23 protein-coding genes, 14 tRNA genes and 2 rRNA genes are annotated in these 22,463 nt (G+C 43.9%); 30 read left to right on the plus strand and 9 right to left on the minus strand.

Annotated elements, in window-relative coordinates; all coding sequences use genetic code 11:
• Nucleotides 1-34 precede the first annotated feature (34 nt).
• From IQO02_RS07460 to IQO02_RS07490, 7 genes are all read left to right on the plus strand, one after another.
• Nucleotides 35-535 (plus strand): SprT family zinc-dependent metalloprotease, encoded by a 501-nt coding sequence (locus IQO02_RS07460; protein WP_010435678.1) that lies wholly within the window; start codon nucleotides 35-37, stop codon nucleotides 533-535.
• A 96-nt stretch (nucleotides 536-631) separates the two neighbouring features.
• Nucleotides 632-1,363 carry an endonuclease gene (locus IQO02_RS07465; RefSeq protein ID WP_016792982.1) on the plus strand — a complete coding sequence of 244 codons (732 nt, stop codon included), beginning with the start codon at nucleotides 632-634 and terminating at the stop codon, nucleotides 1,361-1,363.
• 144 nt (nucleotides 1,364-1,507) lie between these two features.
• Nucleotides 1,508-2,239: a 16S rRNA (uracil(1498)-N(3))-methyltransferase gene (gene rsmE, locus IQO02_RS07470; protein ID WP_016783757.1), complete on the plus strand. Its 732-nt coding sequence runs from the start codon at nucleotides 1,508-1,510 to the stop codon at nucleotides 2,237-2,239.
• 9 nt (nucleotides 2,240-2,248) lie between these two features.
• A complete protein-coding gene (gene gshB / locus IQO02_RS07475) occupies nucleotides 2,249-3,199 on the plus strand; it encodes a glutathione synthase (RefSeq protein WP_193838522.1) in 951 nt (316 codons plus the stop codon).
• A gap of 116 nt (nucleotides 3,200-3,315) precedes the next feature.
• On the plus strand, nucleotides 3,316-3,879 hold the full coding sequence (locus IQO02_RS07480; RefSeq protein WP_016768176.1) for a YqgE/AlgH family protein: 564 nt from the start codon (nucleotides 3,316-3,318) through the stop codon (nucleotides 3,877-3,879).
• A 48-nt stretch (nucleotides 3,880-3,927) separates the two neighbouring features.
• Nucleotides 3,928-4,350, plus strand: coding sequence for a Holliday junction resolvase RuvX (gene ruvX, locus IQO02_RS07485; RefSeq protein WP_004735480.1), 423 nt, complete (start codon nucleotides 3,928-3,930; stop codon nucleotides 4,348-4,350).
• A 98-nt stretch (nucleotides 4,351-4,448) separates the two neighbouring features.
• Nucleotides 4,449-4,610 carry a hypothetical protein gene (locus IQO02_RS07490; protein WP_193838523.1) on the plus strand — a complete coding sequence of 54 codons (162 nt, stop codon included), beginning with the start codon at nucleotides 4,449-4,451 and terminating at the stop codon, nucleotides 4,608-4,610.
• Nucleotides 4,611-4,666: 56 nt separating this feature from the next.
• On the opposite strand, the gene IQO02_RS07495 is transcribed toward IQO02_RS07490, so the two are convergent.
• Complete coding sequence (locus IQO02_RS07495) at nucleotides 4,667-5,776, minus strand: PilT/PilU family type 4a pilus ATPase (RefSeq protein ID WP_010435664.1); 1,110 nt, start codon at nucleotides 5,774-5,776, stop codon at nucleotides 4,667-4,669.
• A 14-nt stretch (nucleotides 5,777-5,790) separates the two neighbouring features.
• Entirely contained in the window at nucleotides 5,791-6,828 is a 1,038-nt protein-coding gene (locus IQO02_RS07500) for a type IV pilus twitching motility protein PilT (protein ID WP_010435660.1), read from the minus strand.
• A 26-nt stretch (nucleotides 6,829-6,854) separates the two neighbouring features.
• Here IQO02_RS07500 and IQO02_RS07505 point away from each other — a divergent pair, with 26 nt between their 5' ends.
• The 7 genes from IQO02_RS07505 (at nucleotide 6,855) to hemW (ending at nucleotide 11,741) form a co-directional block, all read left to right on the plus strand.
• The gene (locus IQO02_RS07505) at nucleotides 6,855-7,559 is read left to right on the plus strand and encodes a YggS family pyridoxal phosphate-dependent enzyme (RefSeq protein WP_010435657.1); all 705 of its coding nucleotides are present in this window, start codon (nucleotides 6,855-6,857) and stop codon (nucleotides 7,557-7,559) included.
• Between the two features lie 112 nt (nucleotides 7,560-7,671).
• Nucleotides 7,672-8,490, plus strand: coding sequence for a pyrroline-5-carboxylate reductase (gene proC / locus IQO02_RS07510; protein ID WP_010435654.1), 819 nt, complete (start codon nucleotides 7,672-7,674; stop codon nucleotides 8,488-8,490).
• A gap of 76 nt (nucleotides 8,491-8,566) precedes the next feature.
• Nucleotides 8,567-9,124 carry a YggT family protein gene (locus IQO02_RS07515; protein ID WP_010435653.1) on the plus strand — a complete coding sequence of 186 codons (558 nt, stop codon included), beginning with the start codon at nucleotides 8,567-8,569 and terminating at the stop codon, nucleotides 9,122-9,124.
• A gap of 29 nt (nucleotides 9,125-9,153) precedes the next feature.
• Complete coding sequence (yggU, locus tag IQO02_RS07520) at nucleotides 9,154-9,444, plus strand: DUF167 family protein YggU (RefSeq protein WP_010435651.1); 291 nt, start codon at nucleotides 9,154-9,156, stop codon at nucleotides 9,442-9,444.
• A gap of 30 nt (nucleotides 9,445-9,474) precedes the next feature.
• Complete coding sequence (locus tag IQO02_RS07525) at nucleotides 9,475-9,906, plus strand: DUF4426 domain-containing protein (protein WP_016796311.1); 432 nt, start codon at nucleotides 9,475-9,477, stop codon at nucleotides 9,904-9,906.
• Between the two features lie 48 nt (nucleotides 9,907-9,954).
• Nucleotides 9,955-10,554, plus strand: a complete 600-nt coding sequence (locus tag IQO02_RS07530) for an XTP/dITP diphosphatase (RefSeq protein ID WP_010435646.1) — start codon at nucleotides 9,955-9,957, stop codon at nucleotides 10,552-10,554.
• On the plus strand, nucleotides 10,554-11,741 hold the full coding sequence (hemW, locus tag IQO02_RS07535; RefSeq protein WP_016788326.1) for a radical SAM family heme chaperone HemW: 1,188 nt from the start codon (nucleotides 10,554-10,556) through the stop codon (nucleotides 11,739-11,741). The genes IQO02_RS07530 and hemW overlap by 1 nt, the downstream gene beginning before the upstream one ends.
• A gap of 281 nt (nucleotides 11,742-12,022) precedes the next feature.
• Here hemW and glsB read toward each other — a convergent pair whose 3' ends face one another.
• Together glsB and trmB are read right to left on the minus strand one after the other, a co-directional pair.
• Nucleotides 12,023-12,943 carry a glutaminase B gene (gene glsB / locus IQO02_RS07540; protein WP_010435642.1) on the minus strand — a complete coding sequence of 307 codons (921 nt, stop codon included), beginning with the start codon at nucleotides 12,941-12,943 and terminating at the stop codon, nucleotides 12,023-12,025.
• A 183-nt stretch (nucleotides 12,944-13,126) separates the two neighbouring features.
• Nucleotides 13,127-13,846 (minus strand): tRNA (guanosine(46)-N7)-methyltransferase TrmB, encoded by a 720-nt coding sequence (trmB, locus tag IQO02_RS07545; RefSeq protein ID WP_010435641.1) that lies wholly within the window; start codon nucleotides 13,844-13,846, stop codon nucleotides 13,127-13,129.
• Between the two features lie 165 nt (nucleotides 13,847-14,011).
• Between trmB and mutY the strand changes: the two genes are divergently transcribed.
• The 16 genes from mutY to IQO02_RS07625 all read left to right on the plus strand — a co-directional run bounded on the left by mutY (nucleotide 14,012) and on the right by IQO02_RS07625 (nucleotide 20,255).
• Nucleotides 14,012-15,073, plus strand: a complete 1,062-nt coding sequence (gene mutY / locus IQO02_RS07550; protein ID WP_010435640.1) for an A/G-specific adenine glycosylase — start codon at nucleotides 14,012-14,014, stop codon at nucleotides 15,071-15,073.
• Nucleotides 15,074-15,101: 28 nt separating this feature from the next.
• Entirely contained in the window at nucleotides 15,102-15,374 is a 273-nt protein-coding gene (locus IQO02_RS07555; protein ID WP_010435637.1) for an oxidative damage protection protein, read from the plus strand.
• A 69-nt stretch (nucleotides 15,375-15,443) separates the two neighbouring features.
• Complete coding sequence (gene mltC / locus IQO02_RS07560; RefSeq protein WP_010435635.1) at nucleotides 15,444-16,577, plus strand: membrane-bound lytic murein transglycosylase MltC; 1,134 nt, start codon at nucleotides 15,444-15,446, stop codon at nucleotides 16,575-16,577.
• A gap of 103 nt (nucleotides 16,578-16,680) precedes the next feature.
• A tRNA-Phe gene (locus IQO02_RS07565) sits at nucleotides 16,681-16,756 on the plus strand.
• A gap of 74 nt (nucleotides 16,757-16,830) precedes the next feature.
• Nucleotides 16,831-16,906 (plus strand) — tRNA-Thr (locus tag IQO02_RS07570).
• Between the two features lie 7 nt (nucleotides 16,907-16,913).
• Nucleotides 16,914-16,989: transfer RNA gene (locus IQO02_RS07575), tRNA-Phe, on the plus strand.
• Nucleotides 16,990-17,045: 56 nt separating this feature from the next.
• Nucleotides 17,046-17,121 (plus strand) — tRNA-Asn (locus IQO02_RS07580).
• Nucleotides 17,122-17,191: 70 nt separating this feature from the next.
• Nucleotides 17,192-17,267 (plus strand) — tRNA-Thr (locus IQO02_RS07585).
• 7 nt (nucleotides 17,268-17,274) lie between these two features.
• Nucleotides 17,275-17,350: transfer RNA gene (locus IQO02_RS07590), tRNA-Phe, on the plus strand.
• A 57-nt stretch (nucleotides 17,351-17,407) separates the two neighbouring features.
• Nucleotides 17,408-17,483: transfer RNA gene (locus IQO02_RS07595), tRNA-Asn, on the plus strand.
• A 385-nt stretch (nucleotides 17,484-17,868) separates the two neighbouring features.
• A complete protein-coding gene (locus IQO02_RS07600) occupies nucleotides 17,869-19,494 on the plus strand; it encodes a methyl-accepting chemotaxis protein (protein ID WP_016793750.1) in 1,626 nt (541 codons plus the stop codon).
• A 235-nt stretch (nucleotides 19,495-19,729) separates the two neighbouring features.
• Nucleotides 19,730-19,805, plus strand: a tRNA-Phe gene (locus IQO02_RS07605).
• Nucleotides 19,806-19,862: 57 nt separating this feature from the next.
• Nucleotides 19,863-19,938: transfer RNA gene (locus IQO02_RS07610), tRNA-Thr, on the plus strand.
• 24 nt (nucleotides 19,939-19,962) lie between these two features.
• A tRNA-Asn gene (locus tag IQO02_RS07615) sits at nucleotides 19,963-20,038 on the plus strand.
• A 36-nt stretch (nucleotides 20,039-20,074) separates the two neighbouring features.
• Nucleotides 20,075-20,150 (plus strand) — tRNA-Thr (locus tag IQO02_RS07620).
• A gap of 29 nt (nucleotides 20,151-20,179) precedes the next feature.
• Nucleotides 20,180-20,255 (plus strand) — tRNA-Asn (locus IQO02_RS07625).
• Nucleotides 20,256-20,600: 345 nt separating this feature from the next.
• Here IQO02_RS07625 and IQO02_RS07630 read toward each other — a convergent pair.
• The 5 genes from IQO02_RS07630 to rrf (IQO02_RS07650) form a co-directional block, all read right to left on the minus strand.
• Nucleotides 20,601-20,996, minus strand: a complete 396-nt coding sequence (locus IQO02_RS07630) for a DUF2391 family protein (RefSeq protein WP_016767963.1) — start codon at nucleotides 20,994-20,996, stop codon at nucleotides 20,601-20,603.
• Nucleotides 20,997-21,992: 996 nt separating this feature from the next.
• Nucleotides 21,993-22,069, minus strand: a tRNA-Asp gene (locus IQO02_RS07635).
• A 30-nt stretch (nucleotides 22,070-22,099) separates the two neighbouring features.
• A 5S ribosomal RNA gene (gene rrf / locus IQO02_RS07640) occupies nucleotides 22,100-22,215 on the minus strand.
• 42 nt (nucleotides 22,216-22,257) lie between these two features.
• Nucleotides 22,258-22,334: transfer RNA gene (locus tag IQO02_RS07645), tRNA-Thr, on the minus strand.
• A 39-nt stretch (nucleotides 22,335-22,373) separates the two neighbouring features.
• Nucleotides 22,374-22,463: ribosomal RNA gene (rrf, locus tag IQO02_RS07650) — 5S ribosomal RNA — on the minus strand; the annotation flags it as partial.

Raw genomic sequence — 22,463 nt, forward strand, 5'->3', positions numbered from 1 at the left:
TAATGCTGAGGCCTTTTATTTGGAGTTAACTCGCTTGTCATACACCCCGCAACAACATCGAGCCAATAAGAAATTGGCGGAATGCTTAACCACCGCTAACCAACATTTCTCACGTGTATTTCCATGCCCGCTCATCACTTACAAGTTAAGAGGTAAGGCAGCAGGAAAAGCCTACTTGCAGCTGAATGAAATTAAGCTCAACCAAATACTTTTTACAGAAAATGAAGAAGCCTTTATCAACGAAGTGATCCCTCATGAAGTCGCACACCTGATCACACATCAAGTCTTTGGACGCGTTAGACCGCACGGCAATGAATGGAAGTACGTAATGGAAAAGGTATTTAACGTACCAGCCAAAACCACTCACAGCTTTGAAATCACCTCAGTACAAGGGAAAACCTTTGAGTACCAATGTGAGTGCACCACTTACCCGTTATCCATAAGGCGACACAATAAAGTACTTCGAAACCAATCGACCTACCGTTGCCAACTGTGCCAGCAAACCTTAGCTTTTACGGGGACTCAACTAAGCTAGTTAGGGGTTGATTAACTCAATAGAATAAATCTAATAGAGAGATCTAACATTTGAGTGCTAGACTGATGTTTATCATACTTTTATCAGTCTTTTTCTATGCAAAAAATCACCTTCAAAGCATTTGGCCTACCTATGTCTTTTTACTTAACGATAGTATTGGGCCTACTGGTAACCCAAAGTGTTTTCGCGGCACCACCGAGCTCATTTTCCAAAGCAAAAAAAGAAGCAGTGAAGATTTATCTCGACCACCCGACCTCATTTTATTGTGGCTGTGACATTACTTGGAAAGACAAAAAGAAAGGTATTCCCGACCTTGATGGTTGTGGTTATCAAGTCAGAAAACAACAAAAGCGAGCGAGTAGAATTGAGTGGGAACATGTGGTCCCAGCTTGGCAGTTCGGCCACCAGCGTCAATGCTGGCAAGACGGCGGACGTAAGAACTGCACTCGAAATGACAAGATATTCAAATCGATGGAAGCCGATCTTCATAACCTGACACCTGCCATTGGCGAGGTTAACGGTGATCGATCCAATTACAATTTCAGTCAGTGGAATGGAATGGATGGCGTGAGCTATGGTCAGTGTGAAATGCAGGTCAACTTCAAACAGCGCAAAGTTATGCCACCGGACCGAGCAAAAGGATCTATCGCGCGAACTTATCTTTATATGAGCCAAGAATACGGTTTTAAACTATCTAAGCAGCAAACGAACCTGATGATGGCATGGAACAAGCAATTTCCCGTAAATAAATGGGAATGTACTCGTGATGAGCGAATCTATGCTATCCAAGGTAATCACAACCCATTTGTCTACCCTGCTTGTAACTAACTTCTACCACACAATCACCTCGAACAAACAAGAGTTTCAAAATTGCCTCTGAAACTCTTGCCCTACCCTTGTTTTTTCGACTAAAAGCATCCATGTTAGGCAGAGATAAAATACCCAAATGAACATATTTATAGGTTTACCAGCATGAGAATCCCTCGTATCCATCACCCAGAACGCATTCATCAGTTAGGTTCACTCGCTTTAGGCGAAGATGCCGCGGGTCATGTTGGTCGAGTCCTTCGCATGAAAGAAGGCCAAGAAGTGCTTCTATTTGATGGCAGCGGCGCTGAATTTCCATCAACCATTGCAGAAGTATCAAAGAAGAATGTCACAGTTAATGTTACTGAACGTATCGAGCGTAGCAGCGAATCTCCGTTAGACTTGCATTTAGGCCAAGTGATTTCACGTGGTGATAAAATGGAGTTTACGATTCAGAAATCGGTTGAGCTTGGTGTCAACACCATTACCCCACTGATTTCAGAGCGCTGTGGCGTTAAGCTTGATACTAAACGCTTCGAGAAAAAGCTCGCGCAGTGGCAAAAGATTGCTATCGCAGCATGTGAACAATCAGGCCGTAATACGGTTCCAGTTATTCGTCCAATCATGCAACTTGAAGAGTGGTGCAGCGAACCGAGTGAAGCGTTAAAGCTAAACCTGCATCCTCGTGCAAAATACTCAATTAACACCCTTCCAGAACCCATCAGCAAGGTGCGCCTGTTGATTGGCCCTGAAGGTGGATTGTCAGCTGAAGAAATCGGTATGACAGAACAATACAAATTTGAAGAGACGCTACTCGGCCCACGTGTACTTCGTACCGAGACAGCAGCTCTAACCGCAATTACTGCCTTACAAGTCCGCTTTGGCGATCTAGGCTAGGAGAAAAAAATGATCAAACTTGGCATCGTAATGGATCCAATTTCATCCATTAACATCAAAAAAGACTCTAGCTTTGCCATGATGCTTGAAGCTCAGCGTCGTGGTTACGAAATCCATTACATGGAAATGGATGATCTACATTTAGATCAAGGCGTAGCCATTGCTGACACTAAGGTTGTTGAACTAAAAGAAGACCCAAATGGTTGGTACGAATTCAAATCAGAACAAACTATTGCATTATCTGATTTAGATGCAGTATTGATGCGTAAAGATCCTCCGTTTGATACTGAGTACATCTACGCTACTTACATTCTTGAGCGTGCTGAAGAAAATGGTGCACTGATCGTCAATAAGCCGCAAAGCCTTCGCGACTGTAACGAGAAACTGTTCACAGCCTGGTTCCCTGAACTCACGCCAACAACAATCGTAACTCGTAAAGCTGAAAAAATTAAAGCGTTTCGAGAAGAACACGGTGATGTGATCCTAAAACCACTTGATGGCATGGGCGGCGCGTCTATCTTCCGAGTGAAAGAAGGCGATCCAAACGTATCAGTGATCATTGAAACTTTGACTAACCATGGCCAAAGCTACGCAATGGCACAAACTTTTGTTCCAGACATCAGCAATGGTGATAAGCGTATTCTTGTGGTTGACGGTGAACCAATGCCTTACTGCCTAGCGCGTATTCCTGCTAAAGGAGAAACTCGAGGTAACCTTGCCGCTGGTGGTACAGGTGAAGCTCGTCCGCTAAGTGAAACCGATTGGGCTATCGCAAGAGCAGTTGCTCCTGCACTTAAAGAGAAAGGCTTAATCTTTGTCGGACTTGATGTTATCGGCGACAAGCTGACTGAAATTAACGTGACAAGCCCTACTTGTATCCGTGAAATTGAAGCTGCTTTTGATATTTCGGTAACGGGTAAATTAATGGATGCAATCGAGCGTCGCGTTAACGCTAAATAGCCTAAACTAAAGAAAGCCTTAGCTATTCGAAAACACAAAAATATCTAGGCAAAGAACAATGAGCGGCTTTACGTCGCTCTTTTTCCTTTACTGGGAACACACTGGCAGGAGGCTCTATGAATTTAACGAACCACTTTCTGGTCGCTATGCCCGGAATGAAAGATCCATATTTTCAAAATTCGGTGATCTACCTTTGTGAGCACAATGACGAAGGTGCGATGGGCTTGATGATCAACGCCCCTATCGATGTCACTGTCGGCAGCATGCTTAAGCAAGTTGAGGTTGATTCTGAACAGCCGAAACCCAACCAAGCAAGCCTTGATAAGCCAGTACTTAATGGTGGGCCAGTCGCAGAAGACCGAGGGTTTATTTTGCACAAACCCAAAGGCAGTTATCAATCCAGCATCAACATGACGGATCAAATCTCGGTAACAACCTCGAAAGATATTCTAATGGTGTTAGGTACAGAAGATGAACCAATGCATTATCTGGTCGCGCTTGGTTATGCAGGATGGGAGCCAGGACAACTAGAAGTAGAGCTTACAGAAAACTCATGGTTAACCGTAGAAGCGGATCCAAAGGTTATTTTCGATACGCCAATTTCAGAACGCTGGAAAGTTGCCGTGCAGATGTTAGGCATTAATGCAGCTCAGCTTTCAGCAGACGCTGGTCATGCTTAGCCCAAACCAGTGAATAACACCTCAAACACAGACAAATTTGGAAACTTCATGTCACGAACAATTATGGCATTTGACTACGGTACAAAAAGTATCGGTAGTGCGATAGGACAGGAAATCACGGGCACAGCCAGCCCTTTAAAAGCCTTCAAAGCCAAAGATGGTATCCCGAATTGGGATGATATTGAAAAGCAAATTAAAGAGTGGCAGCCAAACCTTATCGTTGTTGGCTTACCAACCGATCTTCATGGTAAAGATTTAGCAGCCATTACACCGAGAGCAAAGAAGTTCGCAAACCGTCTTAAAGGACGCTTTGGTGTGGATGTTGAACTGCATGATGAAAGACTTTCTACGACAGAAGCAAGGGCCGACCTTTTTGAAATGGGTGGCTATAAAGCGCTAAGTAAAGGCAATGTTGATAACCAATCAGCTGTTGTCATTTTAGAAAGTTGGTTTGAAGCGCAATATTCTTAGCAAAAATTAAGTGAGCAAAATTTGAGCTAATTTATGATCCCACACGAATTTAACTCCGTAGTGCCAGAGCAAGTCATAATAAGGACGTGGGAGTTCATATGAAAATTTTTCTAGCAATATTCACCTCTCTAGCAATCACAGCGTGCAGTTCAATGAGCGGAGGCTCAGCAGGCTATACCGGTGAACAATATCCGACAAAAATTAAATTAGAGAAAGAACGAGGATATTCTGGTAACAACAATAGTTACGGCAATCACTAATTTATCTAGCCCAAAAAACCGCCTTCACAGCGGTTTTTTCAGCATTTAGCATCGATCTAACCCATATCAATTTTAACTCCCGCTAAGGCTCCCACTCCGTAATCGTCATCACCACGTTTAGTCTTGAGCATCAAGCGCAAATCATTAGCGGAATCGGCACTATGGAACGCATCCTCTTCACTGATCTTGCCTGCAACGACTAAGTCATACAAAGCTTGGTCAAAGGTCTGCATCCCAATCTCTTTTGATTTAGCCATTGTCGACTTGAGTTCATGTAACTCACCTCTACGAATCAAATCAGACACCCGTGGGCTGTTGAGTAGGATTTCGAACACACCATGGCGACCACTACCATTCTTATCTCGGATTAATTGCTGAGCAACGACACCACGTAGATTCATCGACAAATCAAATAAGAACTGATCTTTTTGCTCTTTCGGCACCAAGTGAAGAATACGCTCTAGCGCTTGGTTGGCATTGTTGGCATGTAAAGTCGCCATGCAAAGGTGACCGGTTTCAGCAAACGTCATCGCGTACTCCATGGTTTCACGGGTACGGATTTCACCAATCAAGATCATGTCAGGGGCTTGGCGTAACGAGTTCTTAAGCGCGACTTCATAGCTCTCGGTATCGAGCCCAACTTCTCGCTGAGTCACAATGCACTTTTTATGTTCGTGCACGAACTCAATCGGGTCTTCAACCGTCAAGATATGCCCCGAACGGTTGGTATTGCGATACCCCGTCATCGCAGCCATTGAGGTTGATTTACCAGAACCTGTAGCCCCAACCACCAACACAAGTCCGCGTTTTGCGATTGAAAGGTCTTGTAGTACGTCTGGAAGCTTTAATTGTTCGAAGGTTGGGATGTTAGTCTCGATACGTCGAATTACCGCTCCTGGTAGCTCTCGCTGAAAGAATGCGCTAACACGAAAACGACCAAAATCACGCACAATAGCAAAGTTAGCCTCACGCGTTTGTTTGTACTCGTCGCGCCTGTCTTGCTCCATCATCGCATCCAGTAACAGCGCAACCTGAGCCGCATTCAGTTTCTCTCCCTGAGGTCGCAATTCACCATCAACACGAAACAGAACCGGTGCATCTACCGTGATGTAAAGATCCGACGCTTTTTGTGAAAGCATACCTTCAAGAATTTGATTCAATTCCATTTTTATCACCTTGATTAAAACATAGAGGCTTGAATTTCGATCTTTTTCTCGACCTCGTCCGAATCAACCAAACCTTGCGCGATCAATTGCTTCGCATTTTGCTCCATGGTTTGCATGCCATGTGCGGCACCCGTTTGAATGATCGAGTACATCTGCGCGACTTTGTCTTCACGGATCAAGTTTCTAATTGCAGGTGTCGCCATCATTATTTCATGACAAGCCACACGACCACCACCAACACGTTTTAACAGCTTTTGAGCAATCACCGAGCGTAGTGATTCAGATAACATTGAACGAACCATATCTTTGTCGCTACCTGGGAAAACGTCGATAATACGGTCGATAGTTTTTGCCGCAGAGCTTGTATGCAAAGTACCAAAAACTAAGTGACCCGTTTCAGCTGCGGTTAACGCTAAGCTGATCGTCTCTTGGTCACGAAGTTCACCAACAAGAATCACGTCCGGATCCTCACGTAATGCACTGCGCAACGCCGCTTTAAAGCTGTGAGTATCACGATGAACCTCACGCTGGTTTACTAGGCATTTATTATTGGTGTGAACGAATTCAATTGGATCTTCAATCGTCAAAATGTGTTTGTTGTGATTGCGGTTTACGTAATCCACCATCGCCGCCAAAGTTGTCGATTTACCAGAACCTGTAGGGCCAGTGACAAGCACTAAACCTTTCTCGTAGTTCGCAATCTTTTCAAAGATTTCTGGCGCACCAAGCTGATCTAAAGTCGGGATCTCTACAGGGATAGTTCGAAAGACAGCAGCACACCCACGAGCTTGATTAAAAGCATTAACACGGAAGCGACCAACATTGGGTAATTCAAAAGAGAAGTCGACTTCCAATTTTTCCTCAAACTCACCGCGTTGTGAATCGTCCATGATCTCAAAAACTAAACGATGTACATCAGCATGACTCAAAGCTGGTATTCCAAGCTTCCTTACTTCACCATCTATACGTACCATTGGAGATACACCCGCAGAAAGATGTAGATCTGACGCGTTATGCTTTACACTAAAATCTAGTAACTCAGTGATATCCATTTATTTTCCCTTAAGTAAAGTCAGCTATGAGTAGTATTCAACAAAATATCGAACAAATCACCTCACAGATTCGTAGTGCTGAGAAAAAGTGCGGACGAGATCCAGACTCCGTGCAACTTTTAGCCGTCAGCAAAACTAAACCTATTGATGCGATTCTAGAAGCCGCACTCGGAGGCCAAGTTGCCTTTGGTGAAAACTATGTTCAAGAAGGTGTTGATAAAGTAAAACACTTTTCAGAACATCATTCTAATCTAAATTTGGAGTGGCATTTTATTGGTCCAATTCAATCCAATAAAACCCGTCCAATCGCTGAAAGCTTCCAATGGGTTCATTCTGTCGACCGCGATAAAATCGCACAAAGGCTCAATGATCAGCGACCAAGCGAGCTTCCACCTCTGCAAGTTCTCATCCAAGTAAATACCAGCGGTGAAAATTCCAAATCAGGAACGTCAGAAGAAACAGTTTTTGCACTCGCAGAGTTGATTTCGTCGCTCCCTAACCTCACTTTAAGAGGATTGATGTCAATTCCTGCAAACGTCTCTGACTATCAATCACAGCTTAATGCATTTTCTCAATTGGCAAAGCTTCAACAAAAGCTAGTCGCTAAGTATGCAGACATTGATACCCTTTCGATGGGTATGAGTGGTGATATGGATGCAGCAGTTGAGGCTGGTAGCACAATGGTTCGTATTGGAACGGCTATTTTCGGTGCTCGTGATTACGCGAAATAGCACAGCAAGTAACAAGAAATAGCTACAGCAAGCAACAACAAGTAGCAACGAAAAATACAGTATTGATACCGCTTCGCTTTAACCGCGCAGCGACACGCTCAGGATTTTATATATGGAACATAAGAACATCGCCTTTATTGGGGCAGGAAACATGGTTCGCTCAATTGTAGCGGGCTTAGTAGCAAGTGGTTATCCAGCGCAAAAGATTACGGCAACAGCGCCTTCAGAAACCAGAAGGCTGCCGTTAGAGCAAGAATACGGCATCAATACTACCAGCGATAATATTGCCGCAGCTGAGCAAGCAGACGTTGTTGTATTATCAGTGAAGCCACAAATGATGGCTAATGTATGTAACCCCTTACAAAGCATCGACTTTAGCAACAAACTGGTTATCTCAATTGCTGCGGGTATTAATGCGAATCGACTCAATGAGATGTTAAACTGCCAACTGAACCTTGTTCGTGTGATGCCAAACACGCCATCACTGCTTGGTAAAGGGATGAGCGGTCTTTATGCCGACTCAGCGGTCAGCCAAGATGATAAAGACTTCGCTTCTCAGCTGATGCAAGCTGTAGGTGAAGTCAGCTGGGTTGAGCAAGAGTCTGGTATCAACAACATCATTGCGGCAGCGGGGAGTGCTCCAGCTTACTTCTTCCTGTTTATGGAAGCGATGCAAGCTGAGGCAATCAACCAAGGCTTCGACCAAGAAACCGCTCGTAAATTAGTGCAGCAGTCTGCATTAGGCGCGGCAGAGATGGTGGTAGCGAATCCAAATACTGAATTATCTACTCTGCGTGAACAAGTGACTTCAAAAGGCGGAACAACCGCAGAAGCGTTGCGCACGTTCAATGAACATCAACTATCAGACATCGTAGCCAAAGCCATGCAAGCGGCAGTCGCTCGAGCTGAAGAGATGGAAAAACTGTTTTAATACTCGTTACAGTACAAAAGCATTATGTCGTTCGGGTTATACCTAAGCGGCAAGTAAATCCGAAAAAGGAAACAATATGAATTCGATGAGCTTTCTGATCTCGACCGTTTTTGATCTTTACATCATGGTTGTGATCTTGCGTATCTGGCTACAAGCATCACGTGCAGATTTCTACAACCCGTTCTCACAATTTATCGTAAAAGCGACACAACCGGTTGTAGCCCCACTACGCCGAGTGATTCCATCAATCGGCAGCCTTGACCTTGCGACTGTTGTTTTCGCTTATGTGCTGTGTGTACTTAAGTTCGTCGCTCTAAACTTGATTATCTCTGGCGGTGCGGCTGTATTTGATATCAGCTTCCTGATCTTTGGCGCCCTTTCTCTGCTCAAAGCGGCGGGAGGTTTAATTTTCTGGGTTCTACTAATCCGTGCAATCCTGAGCTGGGTTAGCCAAGGCCGAAGCCCAATCGAGTACGTGTTCCATCAACTGACTGAACCAATGTTAATGCCTATTCGCCGTATCCTTCCTGACATGGGTGGTTTCGATCTAAGCGTACTGGTTTTGTTTATTGTACTGCAGTTTGCAAACTTCCTAATGGGCGACATGATCGGCCCTATTTGGTATCAGCTATAATTCAAGTACGAACATCAGGTACTTTGACGATGCCAAAAGCCGTTTGGGCCGAGGAGGACGATATTCTTCTTAGGCTTTATATCCAACCCAAAGCAAGCCGCGATAAAATCGTTGGCCTGCACGGCGAAGAACTAAAAATTGCCATTACCGCACCACCGGTTGATGGCAAAGCCAATGCCCACTTAGCGAAATACCTTGCGAAACAGTTTAAGGTCGCTAAAGGGCAAATTAAGATAGAAAAGGGAGAGCTCGGTCGGCATAAGCAAGTTCGAATATGCTCGCCAAGCCAAGTCCCAACTGAAGTCAAAGCCATCCTATGATGGCTTTTTGCTATTTATTGGAGTCACTCTATGCGTCTATGGATTACAGCACTACTCACCGCTCTTGTTGCCCTACCAAGCTCAGCAGGACAATTTAAAAACATTAAGGATGTCGAGGTTCACTACTCGGCTTTTAACTCGACATTTCTAACAGCTCAAGTCGCTAAGCAATATAAGCTTAAGCGAAATGGCTACTCAGCGGTTCTGAACATCAGCGTTTTAGACAAAGCTTCCCTTGGCAAGCCAGCAACAACGGCTAAAATCACGGGAACAGCGAAGAACCTTGTAGGCAACACTCGCACGCTTAACTTCCGCGAAATAAAGGAAGGTGATGCGATTTATTACCTAGCTGAGTTCCCTGTAACACACGAAGAAAACATCACTTTTAATATCGATGTTAACGCAGGTTTGAAAGGCACTGGCCCACTGCGATTCACACAAAAATTCTATATAGAAGAGTAGCTTCAACCACCACTTTTCTGTTCACTAACTTATTAGAGCCACATCCCCATGAGTAAGATTGTTTTAGCCACAGGCAACCAAGGTAAAGTTCGCGAGATGGCAGATATTCTGTCTGAGTTTGGTTTTGACGTTGTCGCGCAAAGTGAGTTTAACGTTTCAGAAGTCGCTGAAACGGGAACAACTTTCATTGAAAATGCCATCATCAAAGCTCGCCACGCTGCGAAAGAGACGGGGCTACCAGCCATTGCTGACGATTCTGGCTTAGAAGTTGATTACCTTAATGGTGCACCCGGTATCTACTCAGCGCGTTACTCAGGTGAAGGGGCGACTGATAAGCAAAACATCGAAAAGCTTTTAGATGCTATGCAAGGTGTCGACGTTGAAAAACGTACCGCTCGTTTCCACTGTGTGTTGGTTCTAATACGTCACGAAAACGATCCAACACCATTGGTGTGTCACGGTAAATGGGAAGGTCGTATTCTGACTGAAGAACACGGTGAGAATGGCTTTGGCTACGATCCTGTATTCTTTGTGCCAGAAGATAACTGCGCCTCAGCAGAGCTTGAATCGTCGCGTAAAAAGCAACTATCACACCGTGGTAAAGCCCTCGCGTCATTATTTAAGACTCTCAAAGAGCAAGCTCTGTAATGCACAATACAGCGCTAATTCCACCCGCACTTAGCCTTTATGTCCACATCCCATGGTGTGTACAAAAGTGTCCGTATTGTGATTTTAACTCTCACGCTCTCAAAGCCGAGATCCCAGAAAAAGAGTACATCGATGCACTGCTTGAGGATCTCGACACTGACATTGAGAAATATCAGCTCGATGGTATGCCTCGTCCGCTACATTCGATCTTTATTGGTGGCGGAACCCCAAGCCTGTTTTCTCCTGAAGGAATTGGCCGATTGCTACAAGGCATTGAACAGCGTATCCCGTTCAAACCTGAAATAGAAATCACCATGGAAGCCAACCCGGGAACTATCGAAGCTGAGCGTTTTGCTGGTTACCAAAAGGCAGGGGTGAGTCGAATCTCGGTAGGCGTACAAAGTTTTGAGCAAGAGAAACTGGAAAGGCTTGGGCGTATTCATGGTCAAGATGAAGCGGTCAACGCAGCTCACTTAGCGCATAAGATTGGATTAAATAGCTTCAACCTAGATCTAATGCACGGCTTACCGGATCAAAGCATTGATCAGGCCTTGGCTGATCTAGACAAAGCGATCGAGCTCGACCCTCCACATTTGTCTTGGTATCAGCTAACAATAGAACCTAACACCATGTTCTATTACAAAACGCCCAAACTGCCTGACGATGATGACCTTTGGGATATCTTCGACTTGGGTCATAAGAAGCTCGCAGACGCAGGGTATGTGCAGTACGAAATTTCAGGCTACAGCAAGCCGGGATATCAGTGTCAGCATAATCTCAACTACTGGCGCTTTGGTGACTACCTAGGTATTGGCTGTGGCTCTCATGGCAAGCTGAGCTTTGCAGATGGACGTATTGTTCGAACCACTAAGGTTAAACACCCTAGAGGCTACCTAGCAGCGTATCAGAATTTAGTGAAGCCCTATCTGTCAGATGAACTTGAAGTCACTAATGAAGACCGCCCTTTTGAATTTTTCATGAATCGCTTCAGGCTAATGGAAGCGTGTCCAAAGCAAGACTTCATTGATACGACGGGGCTAGACTTTGACTCGATCCAGCCAACAATAGAGTGGGCAAAAGATCTCGGTTACTTGAGCGAAACCGACACTCATTGGCAGATTACCGAAAAAGGAAAGCTGTTCCTAAATGATTTGCTGGAAGCCTTTATGGCTGAAGAAGACGAATAGTTCGAGATTCGAGATTCGAGATTCGAGATTCGAGATTCGAGAAGTATTGCGTAAGGGTTGGCTTAAGGGTCAACCCTTTTCTAATTTGAGCGCCGACAAATAATAGATTCCCGATTACGCTCCTTCGTCGCTATCGGGAATGACGGGTATCAAGCAAGTCTTATCCCGCAAAAGTTAGAGGTCAGTACGTCGAAAGTTACAAACACACCGTCATCCTCAAGAACGAGGGCGAATGAGTTGGGGATCTCTTGTAAATGTAGAACCCCAGCTTAAAAGCGCTTTTAGAAAATAGAACGACCAATTCGCTCAGAAAGCAGCTCTAGCGCCTTAGTGCCCGCTAACGAGTTGCCCGAAGGATCCAGCTCTGGAGACCACACTGCAATCGTCATTTCGCCAGGAACGATGGCAATAATACCGCCACCGACACCCGACTTGCCCGGCATACCAACGCGGTAAGCAAACTCACCTGCCCCATCGTACAAACCACATGTTGCAAGCAAAGCATTCAACTGCTTGGTTTGCACAGGTGTGATGATCTCTTTCTTGGTCTGAACCGACACACCTTTGTTCGCCAAATAGCTAAAGGTTTTCGCCAAGTCCACACATGTCATTTTAAGTGCACAAGCATGAAAGTAATTGTTGAGTACGGGGATAACATCGTTCTCAAAATTACCAAATGAACGCATCAAGTACGCGATAGCCGCATTACGATCGCTGTGCATCATCTCAGAAGCCGCTACTATCTTGTCATACACAATATGAGTGTCACCCGATAACTGGCGCACAAACTCTAATAAGCGATGTCTCGGTGCTGACAGGCGGCTTTGTAATAGATCCGCTACGACAATAGCACCTGCATTGATAAACGGGTTACGAGGAATACCATGCTCCATTTCAAGCTGAATCATCGAGTTAAAAGCTTGACCTGAAGGTTCCTTGCCTACGCGCTGCCAAATTTCGTCTGGCTTATAAAGCACCATAGCTAAGGTCAAACTCAGTGCTTTCGATATTGATTGCACGGAGAAAGCTTCGTTGGCATCACCCGCTTGAATGACTTCACCTTCATTAGTGTATACCGCAATCGCCAGTTTCTGGTTCGATACGCGAGCCAATGCAGGAATATAGTCAGCGACCTTTCCCTGACCAATTAAGGGACGAACTTCGTCTAAAATCTCGGCTAAAATAGCTTGAGTTGGTTTCATGTGAGCTTACTTCTTATTGTTATTTTTGTAGGGGTATAACATTCAATTTTGTCCTTAAACTTCTAATTTGATAAAAGCCTAAGGACAAAAAAGCCAACACTACAATAATGTTGGCTTTTATCAATCCCACAAAATGTAAGGTTAAGATCTTAATCCGATCTCACCTTCATTTTTTGTTCAGAATTACTTGGTACGCTTGTACTTGATATCCCAAACACCATGACCTAAACGGTGGCCCCGAGCTTCAAATTTCGTTAGCGGGCGCTCATCCGGACGGGGGATGTAATCACCATCTTCAGCAATATTCTCGAATCCTGGAGCTACGTTCATCACTTCAATCATATGTTCTGCGTAGTTTTCCCAGTCTGTTGCCATGTGGAAAATACCGGTATCAAGTTGCAGCTTACCGCGAACCATCTCTGCAAACTCTGCCTTAACGATACGACGTTTATGGTGACGAGCTTTGTGCCATGGGTCAGGGAAGAACAGTTGCAGCGTATGCAGGCTGCTATCTGGAATCATGTGCTCAAATACTTCGACTGCATCGTGACACATTACGCGTAGATTCGTCACACCCGCATCGCGAGCTGTACCCAAACATGCACCAACACCTGGGCTATGAACTTCAATACCTAAGAAGTTTTTCTCAGGCGCATTCTTTGCCATTTCAACCAGTGATGCACCCATACCGAAGCCAATTTCTAGTACAACAGGGTTATCGTTGCCAAATACTTCTTTCCAGTTAAGAAGCTCTGGGTTGTAGTCGATACCCATTGTTGGCCAACATTCGTTCATCGCGTTCTCTTGGCCTTTTGTTAAGCGGCCTTCACGGCGAACAAAACTACGGATCTTACGAACCAGTTTGCCGTCTTCAGTATATTCGTTAGTGGTCACTTCACTCATTGATTTTTGCCTGCACATTGATTAATCAAAGCGGGGATTATCCAAAGAATTGCCTCCGGTGCAAGTCTTTCCGTGGATAAATTCCCACACAATTTGTCTGTTTTACATCCAACCGTAAGTGTGGTGCAATTTCACTCCTAATAATAGCAAAGCATAGAGCATGTCGTGACTCCTTTCGCAACCGCCATATTAAAGTGGTATGACGCCTACGGGCGTAAAGAATTACCTTGGCAACAAAACAAAACCGCCTACACCGTTTGGCTATCTGAAATTATGCTTCAACAGACTCAGGTTGCTACGGTCATCCCATACTACCAGCGCTTCTTAGAACGTTTTCCAACGGTGATTGACCTAGCGAATGCCGAACAAGATGAAGTACTCCACTTATGGACGGGGCTTGGTTATTACGCACGAGCTCGCAACCTTCACAAAGCAGCCAAGATCGTTGCTGAGCAGTATGGTGGAGAGTTTCCGCTATCGATTGAAGAGATGAACGCGCTACCAGGTATTGGGCGCTCTACGGCAGCAGCAGTACTGTCATCCGTTCACAAGCTTCCTCATGCGATTCTTGATGGTAACGTTAAGCGTACACTGGCGAGAAGCTTTGCCGTTGAAGGTTGGCCTGGGCAAAAGAAAGTTGAAAACCAGCTTTGGGAACACGCTGAGGCAAACACGCCCAACCAAGATGTCGATAAATACAATCAAGCAATGATGGACATGGGGGCAATGGTTTGTACTCGTAGCAAGCCAAAATGTACCTTATGCCCGATTGAAAGCATGTGTGAAGCTAAGAAGCTCGATAGACAGCTCGAATTCCCGGGCAAAAAGCCTAAGAAAGAAAAGCCAGTAAAAGAAACATGGTTTGTGATTCTGTATCACGACAACCAAGTGTGGCTCGAACAGCGCCCTCAATCTGGTATCTGGGGAGGACTATTCTGTTTCCCTCAAAATGAAAATGCAGAGGTCGAACACCAACTAGATCTTCGTTCGATCAAAGACAATGAAACCGATTCAATCAAGACAATGATCGCGTTTAGGCACACTTTCAGCCACTACCACTTAGATATCACGCCAGTATTAGTAAAATTAGATAAACAACCAGATTTGATAATGGAAGGGACTAAAGGTCTCTGGTATAACTTATCAAAACCGGAAGAAATTGGCCTAGCCGCTCCTGTAAAGCAGCTTATTGAGAGCCTACCCTTTGAACTAAACGACGACGTTTGAATAAGCGAACGCGATAAGAGGAACCACTATGAGCCGCACTGTATTTTGTGCTCGCCTTCAAAAAGATGCTGAAGGCCTAGATTTTCAACTTTACCCAGGTGACTTAGGTAAGCGTATCTTTGACAACGTCTCTAAAGAAGCTTGGGGACAATGGCAGAGCAAGCAAACTATGCTCATCAATGAAAAGAAGCTAAACATGATGGACCCAGAACACCGTAAACTTCTTGAAACTGAGATGGTTAACTTCCTTTTCGAAGGTAAAGATGTCGTTATTGATGGCTATACTCCACCAAGCGAATAAGACATTTATTTAAGCAATTTTTAATGACATCATAGTTCACGCTACGGTGTCATTTTTGTTTGAGGAACTATGAAAAAGCTAAGTTACTTCCTAATAACCTTGTTATTAACAGGGTGCAGTCGTGAATTTGTCGAAAGCATTTATGATGTTAATTATGAACCGACCAACCGATTCGTAAGTAATTTGGCGGAGCTACCCGGTCAATTTGAAAAAGATACGGGCGCATTAGACTCTTTAATCAATAGCTTTTCAGGCAATATCCAAAAGCGCTGGGGAAGCAGTGAAGTAAAAATAGCGGGTAAGAGTAACTATGTGAAATACATAGATAATTACTTGAGTCGTTCAGAGGTGAATTTTAGCGAAGGCCTCATAACGGTAGAAACTGTTTCCTCCACAGATCCTAAAAAACACCTAAAAAACGCAATAATGACAACGCTTTTAACGCCAGATGATCCAGCGCATGTCGACCTGTTTTCTTCCAAAAGCATCAAGTTAGAAGGTCAACCTTTTCTCTACAATCAAGTTGTAGACCAAGAAAAAAAACCAATCCAATGGACATGGCGCGCGAATAAGTTTGCCGATTATCTGATCGCTAATAACCTAAAAACCAAAGAAATCGACTTTAAAAAAGCTTACTACGTTGAAATTCCTATGGTGGCCGACCACGCCAGTAAACGTAGTTATAAGTATGCTGATATAGTGCAACGAGCATCTCAGCGTTATGACATTCCTGAAGACTTGATTTACGCGATCATCAAAACAGAAAGCAGTTTTAACCCATACGCTGTGAGCTGGGCTAATGCCTATGGACTTATGCAGGTTGTCCCAAAAACCGCAGGTCGAGATGTCTTTAAGCTTGTCAAAAAGAAACCTGGAGAACCAAGTCCTGAGTATTTATTCAATCCAGAAAACAACATAGATGCTGGCACTGCGTACTTTTACATCCTTAAAAATCGTTATTTGAAGGACGTGCAACACCCGACAACTCTCGAATACAGCATGATCTCAGCATACAACGGTGGTACTGGTGGCGTACTCAATACCTTCAGTAAGGACAGAAAGCGGGCAATGCGTGACTTAAACTCATTGCAACCTAGTCAAGCTTACTGGGCACTTACAAAGAAACACCCAAACAAAGAGTCGCGTCGATACTTAGAAAAAGTAACAAAATTCAAGAAAGATTTTAACCAAGGTAAAACGTAAGCCTCACTTTTGAATAAAAAAACAACTAACGAACGTTTTTTTTGATTATTTTCAAAAAAGGTGTTGACGGTTATGCAGAAAATCCGTTTAATAGCGCTCCGTTGCCCGGATAGCTCAGTCGGTAGAGCAGAGGATTGAAAATCCTCGTGTCGGTGGTTCGATTCCGCCTCCGGGCACCACAATTTGATTTGTTGGTGTCATTACTCTTTAACAGGGAGTAGCAACACGAACAAAAGCATAAAGAATTTAGTGTGCCGACTTAGCTCAGTAGGTAGAGCAACTGACTTGTAATCAGTAGGTCACCAGTTCGACTCCGGTAGTCGGCACCATTCTTTTGCCTCGATAGCTCAGTCGGTAGAGCAGCGGATTGAAAATCCGCGTGTCGGTGGTTCGATTCCGCCTCGAGGCACCATTATTTGGTACTTAACAAATAATGGTCTTTATAGACCTGATGTTGAGACAAGTAATTCCCCTTTAGTTCAGTTGGTAGAACGGCGGACTGTTAATCCGTATGTCGCAAGTTCAAGTCTTGCAAGGGGAGCCATTTTAAAGAACTTCATTTTATATGAGGTTTTAATTAGAGAGTTTACTCTCTAAAGCAAAGAATTTAGTGTGCCGACTTAGCTCAGTAGGTAGAGCAACTGACTTGTAATCAGTAGGTCACCAGTTCGACTCCGGTAGTCGGCACCATTCTTTTGCCTCGATAGCTCAGTCGGTAGAGCAGCGGATTGAAAATCCGCGTGTCGGTGGTTCGATTCCGCCTCGAGGCACCATTATTTGGTACTTAACAAATAGTGGTCTTTAATAGACCAGATGTTGAGACAAGTAATTCCCCTTTAGTTCAGTTGGTAGAACGGCGGACTGTTAATCCGTATGTCGCAAGTTCAAGTCTTGCAAGGGGAGCCACATCCGAGAAAGCCAAGTCGAAAGACTTGGCTTTTTTTTCGTTTGAACAAAGGTTAACTAGACCCAGTCTTCGTATTCGATCAACACGAAATATTGATGAACCAATCAAGAGAGCCACTTTCCTTCTACTTTAAGTACAACATTTATTTCATTTCTAACGAAGTCTTCCCTACCCAAACTAAGTCGAGTGGTTTGATATTATACATTCTGCAACACGCCCATAATCACACTCGAGTAAACAATACATAGATCTGTTACTTTTTTTTCTTCGAAAATTTAATGTTCATCATGTTTTGATACCTTTCTAATATCAGACCTACACCGCTTAGATTAAGATTCGATACGTTATACCTAATCTTATTATTACATCGCTGCGCGGGGAAATATGAAACTTAAAACGCAAGCTTACTTATTATCGGGCATAATATTGATTGCACTGCTAGCCCTGACTGCTACTGGTTTATGGACATTGAGAGTCGCTAGCAACATGGACAACAAAGCTCGCGTGACAGAGCTATTTAAGAGTGCATATAGCATTCTTACTGAAGTCGAGAAAATGGCGATTGATGGCACACTAGAAGAAAAGCAAGCTAAGCAACTTGCCACTCGTCTATTACGAAACAACATTTATAAAGACAACGAATATGTCTACGTTGCTGATGAAAACATGACGTTTGTCGCGACACCACTAGATCCTCAACTACACGGAACCAGCTTTAATGACTTTAAAGATGGCGACGGCAATAGTGTTGGCCAACTCATTCAACGAGTACTTGGCAATCGTACTGGCCAGATCATTGAGTACACCTGGACACAAAAGCTTCCAGACGGAACGATTGAAGACAAACGGTCTATTGCAGAGAAGACTCCGCATTGGGGTTGGGTTGTCGGTACAGGTATCGGCTTCAATGAAGTCAATGCACGTTTCTGGTCAACGGCTCAATGGCAATTGTTTCTATGTGTCGTGATTGCTGGCCTTATTTTATCAAGCCTAATCGTATCTATTAAGCGAATGCTATCGCTTCTTGGCGGCGAGCCTAAAGATGTAAGAGAAGCGGTACAAGCCGTCGCAGAAGGCCGCATTCAAACCTCTTTTGAAACTCAGGCAATAAACGGCAGTATTTATCACGCCGTACAACAAATGAGTAAGTCGTTAGCCGAGCTAGTCTCAAACCTTGATGCTTCAATGCTGGCACTGAGAGCCGAATTGCAACGCGTAGAAGACCGTGCAGGGTCAATTGCTCAACTAACAGAGACCCAGCAGCAATCAACAGAGATGATCGCAACAGCAATGACCGAGATGGCTTCTTCAGCAAACAACGTTGCTGATTCAGCTAGCGATACCGCGCGCAACACCGATGAGGCCGATAAACAGAGCCAACATACCCAACAACTCATTCACAACACTGTAGACAACATTCAAGGCCTGGCAGGGCAACTAAACACAGCAAGCGAAGCTGTCGCTAACCTAGATAGCGATGTAAACAACATTGTGAAAGTATTGGATGTGATTGGTGATATAGCGGAGCAAACTAACCTGTTGGCACTGAACGCAGCCATTGAAGCAGCTAGAGCTGGCGAACAAGGTCGTGGATTTGCAGTTGTGGCAGATGAAGTTCGTAACCTTGCAGGCCGAACGCAATCAAGCACTAAAGAAATCCAGTTAATGATCAATAACCTTCAAGAAGGCTCTCGTAATGCGATTCAAACGATGGAAGTATGTGCGACTACCAGTGAGAGTACAGTCACAGAGTCTCAGAGTGCCTCTGAAGCACTACAACAGATTGTTATTGCTCTAGAGTCCATCTCATCAATGAGTCATCAAATCGCGACAGCAGCGGCTGAGCAGACTCAAGTGAGCGATGATATCTCAAAGCGTATCAACATGATCGAAGAGAGCGGCAACCAACTAAGTAATGTAGTAACTGAAAGTCATAATAGCACCCAAACACTCGCTTCCCTTTCTAACGAATTAGAAGCTTGGATTAATAGGTTTGAAGTAAAACACTAAACTCACAGGAAAATCTCCAACCATAGAAGCACGTTTTCACACGTGCTTTTTTTATTTCGGCACCCATTCAGTGTAGTTAAAAGAAGTTTTACGATCTTTTAGAGCATGCTAGACCTGGGTTTTTTGAACCAAATGAACAAAAACAACCCACTAAGTATAGAAAAACATCAAACGATACTTTTTTTGCAATTTAATGTTGACCCAGAACGCGAAAACACGTTTAATACACCTCGTCGCCCGGATAGCTCAGTCGGTAGAGCAGAGGATTGAAAATCCTCGTGTCGGTGGTTCGATTCCGCCTCCGGGCACCACAATTTATTTGTTGGTGTCCTAGACAACAACAGTAAAGCACAAAGAAATATTTATGTGCCGACTTAGCTCAGTAGGTAGAGCAACTGACTTGTAATCAGTAGGTCACCAGTTCGACTCCGGTAGTCGGCACCATTTCTTTAAAGCTTTAAGAATAATTCCCCTTTAGTTCAGTTGGTAGAACGGCGGACTGTTAATCCGTATGTCGCAAGTTCAAGTCTTGCAAGGGGAGCCAAGTTAATCATCAAGCATAAGCTTTTTGATTCATGATGCCGACTTAGCTCAGTAGGTAGAGCAACTGACTTGTAATCAGTAGGTCACCAGTTCGATTCCGGTAGTCGGCACCATTCTCTTGATTAGAGACTAAACAATCAATTCCCCTTTAGTTCAGTTGGTAGAACGGCGGACTGTTAATCCGTATGTCGCAAGTTCAAGTCTTGCAAGGGGAGCCAATTAGAAAAGGCCGCATCATTGATGCGGCCTTTTTGCATTTATAGATCCTAACTTATCAATACAACTACCCTCACCTTTCAAATACCATATTCAATTCAGAAACCAACCGTTTTCATATCCTTTCAAAGCTACAAATCTTCGCTACTTAACTCTCTTCAATATTTCCCAACAACAAACGACACATTCACGTAAGAGTTATTCAGAGTAACGTTACTAATCATTTTATTAATGAGGAGAACCGCTGGACAAATCAATACTAAGCCTGGAAATGAGAAAGCTAAGTAACGAATCAAATAAGCGCTAGAAAAGCTCTGAAAAGCGCTTCAATCCAAATGATACACAAGTCACTCTTTATCAAAACTATCCACTACAATAGCGCCCATAGAGGCTGGCATTGAAATAACAATAACTCTTTTGAACGATACAACTGGATCACTCAATAGAGGTAATTTGTCCAGGCAAGTCAGTACCAAAGCAACGACCAATGCCGTCATAACATAAGCAATCACTATTCTGAAAATAAACACTGGCAACCGAGCAACAACGTCTTTTTGAAAGACACTCTCATACGTATAGAAGCCCAGGAACACCGCAGACAGCAAAAACAACAGCAATAGATTTGCGGTAGGTAAGGTCTCCCCTAACTTCCAGGCCTCTTCAGAAAAAGAAATCGGCACGGCCAAAGCAAAAGATCCCACAAAGATCTGGCTCGCATCTTCAAAGTTAAAGCTCAATTTCATAGTTCTACCCATTAGGTTTATTTAAGGCTTTATCTATTTATTAAAATAATAACAAACTATCCGCGATGATTTGGGGAATTTTCTATTCTTACCAAGCAATAAGCCATAACACTTCTTAGTTTTATATTAGTCGAAATATAACCAAAACATAGCTTGAACTAACCAGCAAGAAATTAATATGTTGAGAGCAAAGTGGTCAAAACGACTAATTCATATCGAGTCAACAAACACCTCAGAATAGAAGAGATACTGGTCACCCTAAAATACCAATGCCTAGAACCAGAGAATATAGCAATCAGCTGGGTGATAAACAGCACTACATGTATAGACACGGGTGTGAAGGATGCTCTATTTCTTAGCTTATCATCCCTCCGACATTACTTTAGTAGGCCCGCAATCTAGCGACTTTCACCTTCAAAGTGAATCTAGTCCATTTTCACCCTTTGAAATACGTCGAAAAAGGCACTCAATACCATCGAGAAAGGTTTAAGCATAGAGCATTAAGTCGACTCATTTAGGGCTATAGCGTTCTTAGCAGAACTATCCTATAGATTCACAGGTAGGGTAGAAGCAAGGTTTCATAGAGGAAAAGCTGTAAACCGAGTACCTGAAAGGACACTTGCTAAATAAAGAAGCGACATACAAGTACAGAGCAGAAAGATGGGTTGTAGGGCTTATATAGCTTCAGGTTTTGAGAAGATAATATGTTGAGTCAGTTCAATCTCATAAAGCTAACTTACAACGTCATATGGCTCGAGGTATTTGATCACTCAGCTTAAAGCTATAATGTTTAAAGTCGTGCTCGTGTCAACTCACACCGGAATCAGAAATGATGTCACTCTAATCGTAAAGTTGGGATTTCTGATAAGCGATGGAATAATAGGAACACGTTGCTAGGAGTTATGAGCTACGAGAAAACGGGTGGGGAAGCCATTCGATAGAAGGGCGGAATAGATGCAAAAAAGCCCCGCTATTTCTAGCGAGGCTTATTATAAGTGGCGGAGTGGACGGGACTCGAACCCGCGACCCCCGGCGTGACAGGCCGGTATTCTAACCAACTGAACTACCACTCCGCAGTGTCTATTCAGCATAAAGCAATATGAGCCTGACGATGTCCTACTCTCACATGGGGAAGCCCCACACTACCATCGGCGCTATTGTGTTTCACTTCTGAGTTCGGCATGGAATCAGGTGGGTCCACAATGCTATGGTCGTCAAACAAATTCTGTTGTTAACTTGATAAATCAAATCAACTAAATAGTGGTGCTGATACCCAGACTCGAACTGGGGACCTCACCCTTACCAAGGGTGCGCTCTACCGGGCTGAGCTATATCAGCGATTTAAGAACCGTTAAAAAACGACTCTAAAAATTTAAAGCCTGGCGATGTCCTACTCTCACATGGGGAAGCCCCACACTACCATCGGCGCTATTGTGTTTCACTTCTGAGTTCGGCATGGAATCAGGT

The sequence above is a fragment of the Vibrio sp. OPT24 genome, from assembly GCF_015163545.1.
Classification (GTDB): Bacteria; Pseudomonadota; Gammaproteobacteria; order Enterobacterales; family Vibrionaceae; genus Vibrio; species Vibrio cyclitrophicus.